General features: G+C 57.3%; 12 protein-coding genes. 3 read left to right on the forward strand and 9 right to left on the reverse strand.

The features are described from left to right. Window positions 1–23: 23 nt before the first annotated feature. On the reverse strand, window positions 24–740 hold the full coding sequence (dapB, locus tag IPM61_10240; GenBank protein ID MBK8911694.1) for a 4-hydroxy-tetrahydrodipicolinate reductase: 717 nt from the start codon (window positions 738–740) through the stop codon (window positions 24–26). 168 nt (window positions 741–908) lie between these two features. On the opposite strand from dapB, the gene IPM61_10245 reads away from it, so the two are divergent. Both IPM61_10245 and IPM61_10250 read left to right on the forward strand, forming a co-directional pair. After that, on the forward strand, window positions 909–1,970 hold the full coding sequence (locus IPM61_10245) for a glycosyltransferase family 9 protein (protein MBK8911695.1): 1,062 nt from the start codon (window positions 909–911) through the stop codon (window positions 1,968–1,970). Window positions 1,971–2,200: 230 nt separating this feature from the next. After that, entirely contained in the window at window positions 2,201–2,983 is a 783-nt protein-coding gene (locus tag IPM61_10250) for a DUF3108 domain-containing protein (protein MBK8911696.1), read from the forward strand. A gap of 141 nt (window positions 2,984–3,124) precedes the next feature. Here IPM61_10250 and IPM61_10255 read toward each other — a convergent pair whose 3' ends face one another. From IPM61_10255 to IPM61_10290, 8 genes are all read right to left on the reverse strand, one after another. Then, a complete protein-coding gene (locus IPM61_10255) occupies window positions 3,125–4,591 on the reverse strand; it encodes a glycosyltransferase (protein MBK8911697.1) in 1,467 nt (488 codons plus the stop codon). A 2-nt stretch (window positions 4,592–4,593) separates the two neighbouring features. Beyond that, a complete protein-coding gene (locus tag IPM61_10260; protein MBK8911698.1) occupies window positions 4,594–5,127 on the reverse strand; it encodes an LptE family protein in 534 nt (177 codons plus the stop codon). Between the two features lie 63 nt (window positions 5,128–5,190). Then, window positions 5,191–6,408: a sigma-54-dependent Fis family transcriptional regulator gene (locus IPM61_10265; GenBank protein ID MBK8911699.1), complete on the reverse strand. Its 1,218-nt coding sequence runs from the start codon at window positions 6,406–6,408 to the stop codon at window positions 5,191–5,193. A 34-nt stretch (window positions 6,409–6,442) separates the two neighbouring features. Then, window positions 6,443–6,850, reverse strand: a complete 408-nt coding sequence (locus IPM61_10270; GenBank protein ID MBK8911700.1) for a cobalamin B12-binding domain-containing protein — start codon at window positions 6,848–6,850, stop codon at window positions 6,443–6,445. A gap of 163 nt (window positions 6,851–7,013) precedes the next feature. Next, complete coding sequence (locus tag IPM61_10275; protein ID MBK8911701.1) at window positions 7,014–8,276, reverse strand: glutamyl-tRNA reductase; 1,263 nt, start codon at window positions 8,274–8,276, stop codon at window positions 7,014–7,016. Window positions 8,277–8,301: 25 nt separating this feature from the next. Beyond that, window positions 8,302–9,132, reverse strand: coding sequence for a cytochrome c biogenesis protein CcsA (ccsA, locus tag IPM61_10280; GenBank protein ID MBK8911702.1), 831 nt, complete (start codon window positions 9,130–9,132; stop codon window positions 8,302–8,304). Between the two features lie 9 nt (window positions 9,133–9,141). After that, on the reverse strand, window positions 9,142–10,428 hold the full coding sequence (gene rodA, locus IPM61_10285; GenBank protein MBK8911703.1) for a rod shape-determining protein RodA: 1,287 nt from the start codon (window positions 10,426–10,428) through the stop codon (window positions 9,142–9,144). Continuing rightward, on the reverse strand, window positions 10,428–11,279 hold the full coding sequence (locus IPM61_10290) for a hypothetical protein (GenBank protein ID MBK8911704.1): 852 nt from the start codon (window positions 11,277–11,279) through the stop codon (window positions 10,428–10,430). The genes rodA and IPM61_10290 overlap by 1 nt, the downstream gene beginning before the upstream one ends. A gap of 220 nt (window positions 11,280–11,499) precedes the next feature. Between IPM61_10290 and IPM61_10295 the strand changes: the two genes are divergently transcribed. Next, a complete protein-coding gene (locus IPM61_10295; GenBank protein ID MBK8911705.1) occupies window positions 11,500–12,369 on the forward strand; it encodes an outer membrane beta-barrel protein in 870 nt (289 codons plus the stop codon). The last annotated feature ends 46 nt before the right edge of the window (window positions 12,370–12,415 follow it).

Below are 12,415 nucleotides of genomic sequence, written 5' to 3' on the forward strand. Positions count from 1 at the left end.
GATGAAGGGAAGATGCTCCCTTTTCAGAATATCTCTTCAAACCGGTAGAACCCTGGCGGTTGCCCAACCAGCCATTCGGCGGCAAGAAGCGCGCCCAGCGCAAAGCCGGAGCGGTTGCGTGCGCTGTGGGTCAGCTCAATCGTGTCCGCCTCGGCATCGAACGTGACGGTGTGGGTTCCAACCACCGCGCCAACCCGTTGGCTGCTAACGTGCAAGGCTGCCGGGTCAATCCGCCCCGTGGGGTTTCCGGCGCACAGTTCGGTTTTTCTATCAAGCTGCTCCAGAAGGATGGATGCCAGCGTTACTGCGGTTCCGCTTGGCGCGTCGGCTTTGCGGTTGTGGTGCGCCTCGAACAACGCAGCATCGTACATCGGGAACCCGTTCAGAAGCTGGGCCGCTGCGCGAACAATGCGGAAAAAGAGGTTCACCCCAACGGAAAAATTGCTTCCGTACAGCACCCGCCCTTGCGCCGCTGCCACCAGCTGCCGGACCTCATCAACGTGCCGGTCCCACCCTGTGGTCCCAACAACAACGGGGCATCCTAACTCCACCAGAGTTCTGATATTTCCCAGAACAGCATTGGGGTGGGTGAACTCGATAGCAACATCGGCATGAATGGGAGCGTTTGCAGCAATCGGGCGGGCAAGGTCGAACGTCGCCGAAATCTGCGCACCCCGCTCGGCGGCTAATCGCTCAATCTCATGGCCCATTGTTCCGTAGCCAACAAGGGCAACGCGCAATGGCGAAGGGGTTGGATTTTTTTGGTCTTCCATCTCTGGTTCAATCTGGCCGCGAAGATAGCGAACGGAGGCGGTTGCAACGGTGAGCCTACGCAACGGAACAAGAACTTCTTCACGAATCTTCATCTTTCTGTTCCTTCTCCGGTTGTTGTTCGCTATTTTCCGGCCATGCCGATCCTTACACCGACCGAAGACCTGAAACGTATCCTTGTTTGCCGCACCGATGGCTTGGGGGATGTGATCCTAACGTTGCCGATCGCTGCCGCAATCAAAGAACGCCTGCCGAACGCGGAAGTCGCCTTCCTTGTCCGCCCGTACACCGCGCCAATCCTGAACCGCGTCAGCGACGTTGGGAAGGTGCTTACCATCACCGAAATGCGCAAAGGGCTGCACCTGATGAAAATCTATCAGCCAAACGCTGTTGTGTTTGCGAAGCCGGAGTTCCGGCTGGCGTTGGATGCGCTGCGGGCACGGATTGATGTCCGTATCGGAACCGGCTACCGCTGGTACTCCGGGCTGTTCACCCGTTGGGTGTACGACCACCGCAAAGGGGGGCAAAAGCATGAATCGCAGTATGGAGTGAACCTGCTTAGCCCGCTGCTTCCGGGGGAACTTCCGGTGCGAATGCCCCGGCTGAAGGTTGCTCCATCGGCGGCTGCCGAAGCCAAAGCCCGCTTGCAATCGTTGGGGATTGTGGGGGAATACATGGTGATCCACCCGGGAAGCCGTGGCCATGCGTCCGATTATTCCCCGGAAGGATTTGCTGCCGTTGCTGATGCCTTGTTGGCCGATTGGTCAGGGCTGAACATCGTTATCACCGCTGGGCCAAACGAAGAAGAATTGGTAACGAAAATCATAAGCCAGATGCGCAACCGCTCCCGCGTTCATGCCGTTGGGGAGATGTCGCTGGACCTGTTCAGCGAGCTGCTTCGGGGGGCAAAAGGATTTTTGGGAACCTCATCCGGCCCGATTCACCTTGCCGCGCTTGTGAAAGTTCCGGTGGTGGGGCTTTACCCAGGGCTTCCCCCGATGTGGCCGGCTCGCTGGGGGCCAATCGGCGAACAGGTGACAACGCTGGTTCCGCACGCTAACGAGCCGTTCTGCCCACGCTGCGAGAAAGATCATCAGCCGGAAAACTGCGTCCTGCGAATCAAGCCGGACCGCGTGGTGACGGCCTGCATGGATATGCTGATTGGCAAAGGGGCCGGGCTGCGCGACTCCATTGCCTAACAATGCGGGTTTGCGATTTCTGTTCAGAGCAATGGGAGTGCTTGGCATGGGTGGTTATCAAACCAGCATGGAAACCTTGCGTCCCAGCCCCCAGCAGACACCCTTCGGCAGGGAACGGAAACCATTTTTTCAGGAATACACAACGCATGGAAACGCTGAACTCAACCAATAAAAAACGCTGGCATACGCTGCTGACCTTTGGATTTGTGGCCATTGGAGCGGTTGGCTCGATGATTGCCCTGATGTCCGCCAGCGGCGAAGCCTCAAAAGATATGGCGGCAACGTGGCAATCGGGCGCGCTTCGCTACCTTCCCAACATTGCCTTTGGCTATGGCGAAAAACTCAATTTCGATGTCAACTACAAATTCATCACGGCGGGGAAAGCTGTGATGCAAATTGCCTCCAAGCCGGAGACCATCAGCGACCGCCCAACGTACAGCGTGCAGTTTACCGTCCGCACCACCAGCAGCTTCGATAACGTTTTTAAGGTGCGCGACCGCTACCAAACCTACATTGATATAGATGGAATTTTCCCGTGGCGATTTGAGCAGTCGGTGAAGGAAGGAAATTACAGCCGCGACTTCTCGGCAATTATTGACCAACGCGCCAAGAAGGCAAAAACCACCGAAGGCTCCTTCACCACGCCGCCGTTTGTTCACGACATCTTAAGCGCGATGTACTACGTGCGGACCCTGAACCTTAGCGCAATGAAAAAAGGGCAGTCCATCACCTTGCAAAATTTTTATGGGAAGAAAACCCACGACCTTCGCATCAGGGTGCTTGGGAAGGAGAAAATTGAAACGGACGCTGGAACCTTTAACTGTGTGGTGGTTGAGCCAATGGTGGTGGAAGGAGGATTGTTCAAAAACGAGGGGCGCATTGTGGTGTATATGACCGACGACGATCGGAAAATCCCGGTAAAAGTAAGCAGCAAAGTGGTGATCGGCTCCATTGATGGCGAGCTAACCAGCTACAGCGGAACCCGCGGTCCGGTTACGGCAAAGGTGAATTAATTAGAATATTTTCAGAAATAAAAAACGCTGGGCAATTCTTACCCGATTGCCCAGCGTTTTTTGCATTGTGGAGAACCAGTTTCTGGGGATTGTAGCCGTCATGAATAAGTCGGGACGGCTCTCCAATTTTAATCACCACGCTTACCGCCGTACCCAAGCGTGGCGCATGGAAAGGAAGCCGGTAAGACCAAAACCGAATAAATACATCAGCTGGAACGGGATTGCTGCAAGCTCGCGGAAGGAAAGGCTGGCCACGATTCCAAACACGAAATATCCAGCCAACAACACCTCCAACGCCGTTGCTGCGCTGACCTTAGAGTAACGGTACGCGCTTCGCTGCCACGCACGGTCGCCACGCCGCTTGATGTTGTATTTCGGGGTTCGGTTAAACGCGCTTCGGTGGCTAATAACTGCTTCGATTACCGCTTTGGTGTTGTTCACCGCAAGCCCCATTGTTCCGGCCATAAATATCGGGAACAGGAACATCCGGTTCCGCCAATCGGGGCGGATGTCGCGCTGGGCAAATAGGTAAAAAAGAAATGATGAAACGGAGGCGAAAATAAACGCCGACATCAGATCGAAATAGCGGGATAATTCAGGATTATTCGCTTTCAAAAACACCATCGGGACGTTCAAAATGCCGACAAGCAAGATGAACGGAAAAACAATGTTGGAGGTGAGGTGAAAGGTCGCGTGAATTTTAGTTCGCAACGGTTGGCGCGATAACCAAACGCGAAGCAAATGCTTCTTTGCCGTCTCGATAGCCCCTTTTGTCCAGCGGAATTGCTGCGATTTTAATCCATTAATTTCCGCCGGAAGCTCCGCCGGAACCGTGACATCATTCAAATAGAGAAACCGCCAGCCGCGAAGCTGGGCGCGGTAGGAAAGATCCAAATCTTCGGTAAGCGTGTCGCTTTCCCAATTCCCCGCATCAAGAATGCAGGATTTCCTCCAGATGCCCGCCGTCCCGTTGAAATTGATGAAATATTCCGCACGGTTGCGCACCTGCTGCTCCATTGCAAAATGGGCATCCAGTGCCATTGCTTGCATTCGGGTGAGCAAGCTGTAATCGTGGTTGATATGCTCCCACCGGGCCTGCACCAATCCCAGCTGCGGGTCGGCCAGCAGGTGCGGAATCGTCTCGGCAAGGAACTCCGGCTCCGGCACAAAATCAGCGTCAAAAATCGCGATGAATTCTCCGGTTGCCGTTGCTAATCCTTCTTTTAATGCCCCTGCCTTAAATCCTTGCCTGTTCGTCCGGTGGATATGATGGATGTTGATCCCCAATCGCCGCTTCCGCCGCGTAAGGTTGGCCAACATTTTGGTGGTGTTGTCGGTGGAGTCGTCAAGGATTTGGATTTCTAAACGGTCCAACGGGTAATTCAGCCGGCAGACGGCTTCCACCAATCGCTCGGCAACGTGCAGTTCGTTGAACAGCGGAAGCTGAACGGTGACGTGTGGGTGGCGCGATAGCCCGCCCCCTTTGCTCGGCGTTGGATCGGCAGGGCGAAGGCGAAGGTAGTGGATCACCATCACCAAGCCGTACATCCCAAAAAATGCAAGCACAAGAAGCGCCGCAAAATAGACGATAAGGAACGTTGTCTCCATAATTACCAATCGGCGACGGCTGCCAAAAGAATTTCGCTGGTGATTTTGTCCACCGCTGTGCGGATTGCACGCTCTTCGCCGGCAGCCCCTTCATCAAGGCGATATTGCGCATCGCCGGAAAATGCCCGGTTTGCAAACACCGAGGTTCGTTTCAGATTATCCAGAAAGGTGACTTGCGCGCTAATCGTCACGCCACGCACCGTCTCGATCTCACCCGTGGAAATGTTCCGGCGCTCGTCGTTGCGGATGTTCGTGATGGTCACCTCCAACCGCGAATCCGCCTGGGCGGCATCAACCACCCGCAGGCTATTGTCCTCGCGGAATTTCCGGATTAGCTCCCGCGTCATCTCGTCGCGGACCGTTGCCCGGCCAAAACCGCTTGCGTCCTCCACCGTGGGGATGATGACCGTCTTCAAATTGGCAGGGGGCGCGCCGCCGCGAAACGAGTAGCACCCGGCAAGCAACAGGCACAACGCCAGCGCAGCCCATGGGCTGCTCCCGCGTTTGCCGCGTGCTTTTCCGGTGTGGTTCATCATCAAAAAGAATTTGGTCAGTTGAAAGTGCTTGGAGCTTGGAAGAGTTCGGTTGCCTATCGTCGGTTATCCTTCATCCCGCATCTTCGTATCCTTTATTCCCTCACCCTCCATCTGGTATTCCTGAAGTTTCCTGAACAGCGTCCGTTCGCTGATGCCCAGGGCCTGCGCGGTGCGGCGTTTGTTGAATCCGTGGCGTTGGTAGGCGTGCAAAATAACGCGGCGCTCCACCTCGGCAAGGTTCACGTGGCCAAGCTCTGCAATCGGATCCACCGGCTCCGGTTCGGGCGCGGGGGCCGGGGGGAGCGCGGGGAAATTGGAGGTTGGCTCAACAACGCGGCGGCTGTTGTCGCGGATCAGTTCTTTCAGCTCCCCAACCTCATTCCGAAGCTCAATCAGTGCGCGGTAGATCAGTTCGCGCTCCACCTGTTCGCTGGTTTTTCCGGCAAGGTGGACAATGGCGTTGGGGTTCTCGATCACCGGCGGGCGGTTCTCAATATCCAGATGGCGGAACACCGCTTCTTCGGTGATTTGCGCGCCCCCTTCAAGGGTTATCAGCAGTTCCACGAAGTTCCGAAGCTCGCGGACGTTCCCGGGCCAGGGGTAGCGGACCAGCACCTCCAATGCCCCACGGGTGATCCCGTTGAAGCTGGCACCAACACGTCGCGCGGTGGCGGCGGCATACCATGCAATCAGGACCGGGATATCCTCAACACGCTCGCGCAATGGAGGGATGCGAAGCTGCGCGGAATGGAGACGGTAGTAAAGATCAGCGCGGAACTTGCCGCGCCGGACATCGTCGGCAAGGTCGCGGTTGGTGGCGGCAATCACCCTGACGTTGGTTTTTCGCAGTTCGGTGCTGCCAACGCGGGTGAACTCCAAGGTCTCCAACACTCGCAGAAGTTTCACCTGTGTGGCCAGCGACATCTCGCCAATTTCATCCAAGAAGATGGTCCCGCCGTCGGCTGCCTCGAACAACCCTTTGCGGGAATCCACCGCCCCGGTGAATGCCCCACGCTCATGGCCGAAAAGCTCCGACTCCAGCAACGTTTCCGGAATCGCGCCGCAGTTGATCGGGATCATCCGCTGGCTTGCGCGGTTGCTTAACCGATGAATGGCCTGGGCAAACACCTCCTTGCCGGCTCCGCTTTCGCCAATCAGAAGGACGGTAAGATCGGTTGGAGCAATTTGGCGGATCAGCCGAAGGAGTTCCTCGATTGCTGCCGAGCGGCCCACAATGCCAAGTTCGGCCTGCGAAAGTTCGGTGGGTTGGTGCTTCGGCATGGTCACGGTTCGGTGTGGCAATCGGTTGGCCTGGTTAGACCCGTTCGTGGGTTTGGAACCACTCTTTGATGTAGGATGAGATTGCGGTAGTTGGCGCGCCGGGGGTGAACAAATCGCCAACGCCAACCCTGCGAAGCTCCTCGATGTCGGCATCGGACATGATGCCGCCGCCGGTCAGCAGAACGTCGTTCATTCCGCGTGCGCGCATCAGCTCCAACACTTTTGGGAAGATGGTCATGTGCGCTCCGCTTAGCATGCTGATGCCAATCACATCCACGTCCTCCTGCAAGGCGGCCTCCACAATCATCTCCGGAGTTTGGCGCAGCCCTGTGTAGATCACCTCCATTCCGGCATCGCGCAATGCTGCGGCAATCACCTTCGCGCCACGGTCGTGGCCGTCAAGGCCGGCTTTGGCAATCAGTACTCGAATCGGTCGGTCCATTGTGCTTCCCTGTGTGTTGATTCTTTTTATCCTGTGTGCGAGAACCGCAAAAAAAATACGCCGATTGCCCCGTGTGGGCAATGACGGGAAGTAACGGGGGGAAAGGAAACGCGGGCCACCACGCTGCAACCGCATGCAAAGTTCCCCGGGCTTCCCCAGCCCGTTATTCCCCGTGGTCCAGCTTGAACAATTTCCGCAGGTGAGCAGCGGTTTCCAGCATGCTTTCCTGGTCCGCTTCGGCATCAAGAAGGTGCGACATCGGAATGCCGATAATCCGCTTCACCACGGTCTCCACCAGCCGCTCCACTTGGCCGAATTCTGTTTCGGAGAACTTTCCGCGTTGCTTCGCCAGCTCCGCGTCCATAATCGTCCGCGCCTGCTGCTGAAGCTGGGCAATCACCGGCGTTACCGGAAGCAGGTTGCACCAGGCGTTGAACTCCGCAAGCTCCTCGGCAATAATCGCGTCGGCGCGGGGAAGCTCGGCACGGCGGCGTTCAACGTTCGTCTCGATAACGCTGTTCAGGTCGTTCAGGTCCTTGCAGAAAACGTTCGGGATGGTGCCGATCTTCGGGTCCACATTTCGCGGGACGGAGATGTCAACGTACAGCTGTGTTTCGCCGCCGCGCTGCTGGCTGGCCGCTCGTGCGGCTTCGTAGCCAACCAACCATGTTGGCGCGCCGGCGGCCACAATCACGATGTCGAACTCATGCAGCCGTTGTGCCAACGCCGGCAGCGGCATCCATTGGCCAAACCCTAACCGCTCGATAACCTCAAGCCCCCGGCTCTCTGTCCGGTTGCTGATGGTGACGTTCCGCACCCCTTGCGCGTGCAGATTGCGTGCGGTCAGTTCGCCGGTTTCCCCTGCGCCAATCACCAGCGTCCGCTTGTTGGTTAGGGGGTAGAAGATTTTCCGCGCAAGCTCCACCGCCACATAGCTGATGGAGACTGCCCCGGCGAACAGATCGGTCTCGGCTTTCACCCGTTTCCCGGTGCGGAGCGCGGTCTCGAACAACCGTATCAACACTTTCCCAACGGCTTTCTGCTGGCGTGCAATCAGGTACGATTGCTTCACCTGGCCGATAATCTGGATGTCGCCAATCACCTGCGAATCCACGCCGCTGGCCACCTCCAACAAATGGCGCGCGGCGTTGGCGGCGCGAAGCTGAAAAAAGTAGCTGTCGGGAAGCTCCGCCCCTTTCCATTTGCGCAGCCAATCCTTCAACTGCTCAGTGTTGAATTCCGCCGCCGAAGGGCGCACGTACAGCTCGGTGCGGTTGCAGGTGGAGATAATCGCCGACTCGCCAGGGATCGTTTGCTGCAGGTCCCGCAGCGCCTCGGGAAGCTCTTCCTCGCCAAACGCAAGCTGCTCGCGCAGCTCCACCGGGGAATGTTTGTGGGAGGTTCCAATGGCATAGATGTTCAGCATGATGGGCGGGGATAGGGGGGGGGGATCAACTGAACTTATGGAACCCACTGAGCAGGGCATTGATGACCGTTAGCGAAAGCACCGATCCAAAAAAGCCGATCAGTGAAAGGATCATCACTTTGCGTCCATCCAGCCGCATGGCGTAGCGGGCAAGAAGCGTCCCGGAGTACAACGTCCAGATGGCAAGCTCGGCAATTAACTTGGGGTCCGAGTAGCTGAAGGTGGGAAGAATGTCGGGCAAGGCAACCAACGCGATAACAATGGCGACCGACAAAAACACCAGCCCAATCAACGCGGAAAGCTCACCCATGGTTTGCAGCAATCCCAAGCTGGGAAGCCGGTTGTACAACGCCCCGAACCGGTTCGATTTAATCTCATGGTACAGCAGCAAATAGAGTGCCCCGTACACTGCCGACATCGCAAAACCGGTGTAGCCAAACAGCCCAGCGGCGATATGCAGCGCAACGTTGTTATCCAGCAGGATGGGATTGGGGGAAGAGGAATCCACGCCGGTGCTGAACATCGCGCTGACGGTTTGGAAGATCAAGGCCAGCCCCAGAAAAAAGACCCCCGTTCCCCGCTCACCCGTTGCCAGCTCAACCACAACATAGGTCAGGGTGATGGTGTAGCTAAGCATGGTCATCAACTCGAACGGAGTATAGACCAGGCAATGGCCGTGGTACATCGTCAGGGCGAAGATCAGGAGCGAGTGGACGGCAAGGGCAGCCAGCGCGGCAGGCCGGCCCCAGCGTTGGGCGCGTTCGTCGCGGCGCAGAAACGCCATGCCGTACATCGCCACCGCCACGCAGTACGCAAGCGGAAGAAGGGCTTCGGTGAGTTTGGCAAGCGTGAGCATAATCAGTACCTAAAACCGGCGTACATCGGTTCGGAAACGGTAGAAGTTGAGGAGCAGCCCAATCATAAACATATTCAGCAGGAGCGAGGACCCACCTTTGGAGAGGAACGGCAGCGGGATTCCCATCACCGGAACCAGCCCGATTGCCATCCCGATGTTGATGGTCATGTGGTAAAAAATCACCGCCGCAATGCCGAAGCAGATGGTGGATTCAAACCGGCTTCGCAAGTGGTTGGCGGTGTCAACGGCAAACCAGATCAGCATCACCAGCAAGCCGATAACCAGCACCCCTCCCAGAAACCCGAACTCCTCGGTCGGCACGCAAAAGATAAAATCGGTCCACTGCTCCGGGATATACCGAAGCTGCGTTTGTGTCCCCTGCAAAAATCCTTTCCCCGACAACCCGCCACCGCCAACCGCAAGCATTGACTGAATAACGTGATACCCCGCCCCCTGCGGGTCCAGCTCCGGATTCAGGAATGTTGCAAGGCGGTTCTGCATGTGGGGGGGAAGGTGGTCGTAGATAATCGGCGTGGAAAGCCCCACCCCCAGCGATAGCCCAAACGCCAGCATCGTTGGCAGCATCCGCCGGCGGAACAGGAGCATCGCCCCAAGCAATGCCGCCAGCCCCACATACAGCGGGATGCTTCCGTAGCCGCTGATGGACCCAAGCAACGCCACCAACCCAATAATTGCCGGGGCCACCAGCGAAAACAGCAGGAATAGATCGGCCCCACCCCAGAACGCAATCGCCATCAGCATCACCATATACACCGTTGCCGATCCGGTATCCTTCCCGGCCATAATCAGCCCAACGGGGACCACCACAATGGCGATCAGGGTTCCCAGGTCGCGCCAGTACGTCAGCGATTTCCCCTCGCGGCTGATGAAGAGTGCCGAGAACATCAGCGTCCCAATCTTCATCAGCTCCGACGGCTGCAAGCTGAACGAGCCGATGATGATCCAGTTCTTCTGGCCGTAGCGTTCGGTCCCAATCACCAACACCGCTATCAGCAGCAACATCCCCAGGGCGTACATCGGGATGCTGCTCATGCGAAGCCAGCGGTCCGGCGCGAACGCCACCGCCACCATCACCACCAACCCAGCCACGGCATACACCAGCTGCGATTGGAAAATTGCCGACGCGCCGGAATCGTACGTGGCACTGTAGATGGAGATCAGCCCAATCCCCACCAGTGCCATCGTCACAAGGAAGGTGCGGAAATCAAAACGGAACGCCCCTGACTCAGTCGTGGGGGAGCTTGCAAGGCGGTTGTCGTACAGGGTAGTGGCCATTAGCGGCGAAGGGCGAGCGGTTTATCGAGAATTTCTTTCAGAATCATGATGCGGCGAACGTCGTCGGGCGTGCGGAATGCTGATTCGTAGGCTCCGGAATCTTCGTCAACGGTTGCGGCTTCCAGAATTTGCGATTTCCCCCCGGGATGGGTGAACCCGTGCGCCGATTGGAACTGCTGGAAACCCGCAGTGTGATATTGCTGCTCGATTGACTCACTGATTGGCTGTACAAACTCGAACGCTTTGGTTTGCGTGTCGTAATCCATCCGTTCGGTGAAATTTTCCATTTGGCTACGGAACTCGAACGGGTCGCTTTTTTGATCGTGCGTTGGCATTGCATCGAACGATTCAAAATCGGTCTCCGGCATATTCACCAGCTCACGGATCTGCTGCCGCTCGGCGGGTTTCGGTTGGACCGCCGGGGCTTTTGGTTGCTCGGCTTCGCTGATCCCTTCCTGAATCCTCCGCTCGGCCTCGGCAATCAATGCTTTCAAGGAGTTCGGGACGATTCCTTCAGTTTCGGAACTGCGGGCTGCGGTTTCTTGAAGTTTCTGCACAACCTGGCGGCCAGCGGCTTGGCGTTTCTGGCGCGCTTCCTCCATCAGTTCTTTCCGCTTGGCTTGCTTCTCGGCCTTTTTCTTCTTGTCGCCAAACAGCGAGCTGAACAGCCAAATGGCCACGCCAAGAATGATCCAGAAATTGTCTTGTAGAAAATCCATCACATCTCTCCGTGCTGCTGTTGTTGGCGCAACCCGCGTGTTTCGCGGGCCAAGCCGGGGATGCCGATTGCCGGGCGCGACTGCCGGAAGCAATCGCTGCGGTTCCGCGCCCGGGGGAACAAGTGCTGGCAAATTTACTTGCACGCATGGCGGTTGGCAAGCGGGCAACGGGGCAATGAACGGAATCGCCCTGTGGAATCGTGTGAATTTCTATGCGAACCGGCGCGATAATCGGGGAGCCGTGGCGGAAATACGCACTGGCCGAGCTATCTTCGGCGCAGCAAATGGACCTTGTTTCGGTTGGCATCATCGTTTTTGTTGGCATCATTCATCCATGATCGTGGCCACACTCATGCAACTTTTGTATGTGCTTCGCTGCGCCGTGCTGGCGGCGGGCGTGCTGTCGGTGGGATTTTGCTCAGGGCTTGCTGTGGCCGTTTCGCAAACGGCGGTCCCGCTTGCTCCGCAGCCAGCGGGGGGTGATCTGGGGCTTGCAATGCCACCGTTTCCGGGCGATGTCCTAACGCCAACCACCCGCCGCAACACGCCAAATCTGAAAATCGCGCTGAAGGCCGGCTTGAACCGCTCGGCATACTCCAACGATGTCTATCTGGACAACGTGCCGCTGGATGTTGGGAAGGTTTCGGGCGAGGCTGATATTTACGGAGCCGCCGCCGGGTTCGGCTACCAGGTTGGGTTGGGATTGGAGTTCCCGCTGAACACCGGTTTCTCGTTTGTGGTGTCGGGGGAGTACGTCCGTAGCGGGTTTAGTTCGGCGGGGGCCGTAAGCGAGCCGGCAACAACCAGCCGTGGTGATACGCTCGTGGCGGCTTCGGCTCACGAGTTCGAAGCCACGATTGATTACCTCCGCTGGGGGGGCGCGGCCAAGCTGGATTTCTCCAAATTCTACCTGCTGTTTGGGCTGAATGCCGCCACCACGGTCTCCTCAACATTGGAACGAACCCGCAGCTTCGGCAAAAGCGACCTGCTGTACCCAGGGACCAACCGGAGCACGATTGAGGAATCCGGCCCGGTTCCCGAGCCTGCGAACGTCCATTATGCTTTGCGGCTTGGGGTGGGGCTAACCTACCCCATCAACGACAACTGGAATTTCCTTCCCGAACTCACTCTTGATTTTGGGATGAATGCCATCAACAAATCCCCAAACTCCGATCTAGGCATCTACGCGGTTTCGGCCACGTTGCAGTATCAGTTGCGGTAGCCGGCGGGTTTGCGGTGGCGGCCCCAACTTCCAATCAATCGCTACG

The sequence above is a fragment of the Chlorobiota bacterium genome (assembly GCA_016710285.1).
Taxonomy (GTDB): Bacteria; Bacteroidota; Ignavibacteria; order OLB7; family OLB7; genus OLB7.

Excerpts from the sequence above, each read along its gene's own strand:
- rodA (MBK8911703.1), bottom strand. The coding sequence starts at position 10,428 with ATGGCCACTACCCTGTACGACAACCGCCTTGCAAGCTCCCCCACGACT.
- ccsA (MBK8911702.1), bottom strand. The coding sequence starts at position 9,132 with ATGCTCACGCTTGCCAAACTCACCGAAGCCCTTCTTCCGCTTGCGTAC.
- IPM61_10260 (MBK8911698.1), bottom strand. The coding sequence starts at position 5,127 with ATGATGAACCACACCGGAAAAGCACGCGGCAAACGCGGGAGCAGCCCA.
- IPM61_10275 (MBK8911701.1), bottom strand. The coding sequence starts at position 8,276 with ATGCTGAACATCTATGCCATTGGAACCTCCCACAAACATTCCCCGGTG.
- IPM61_10270 (MBK8911700.1), bottom strand. The coding sequence starts at position 6,850 with ATGGACCGACCGATTCGAGTACTGATTGCCAAAGCCGGCCTTGACGGC.
- IPM61_10265 (MBK8911699.1), bottom strand. The coding sequence starts at position 6,408 with ATGCCGAAGCACCAACCCACCGAACTTTCGCAGGCCGAACTTGGCATT.
- IPM61_10250 (MBK8911696.1), top strand. The coding sequence starts at position 2,201 with ATGATTGCCCTGATGTCCGCCAGCGGCGAAGCCTCAAAAGATATGGCG.
- IPM61_10255 (MBK8911697.1), bottom strand. The coding sequence starts at position 4,591 with ATGGAGACAACGTTCCTTATCGTCTATTTTGCGGCGCTTCTTGTGCTT.
- IPM61_10295 (MBK8911705.1), top strand. The coding sequence starts at position 11,500 with ATGCAACTTTTGTATGTGCTTCGCTGCGCCGTGCTGGCGGCGGGCGTG.
- IPM61_10245 (MBK8911695.1), top strand. The coding sequence starts at position 909 with ATGCCGATCCTTACACCGACCGAAGACCTGAAACGTATCCTTGTTTGC.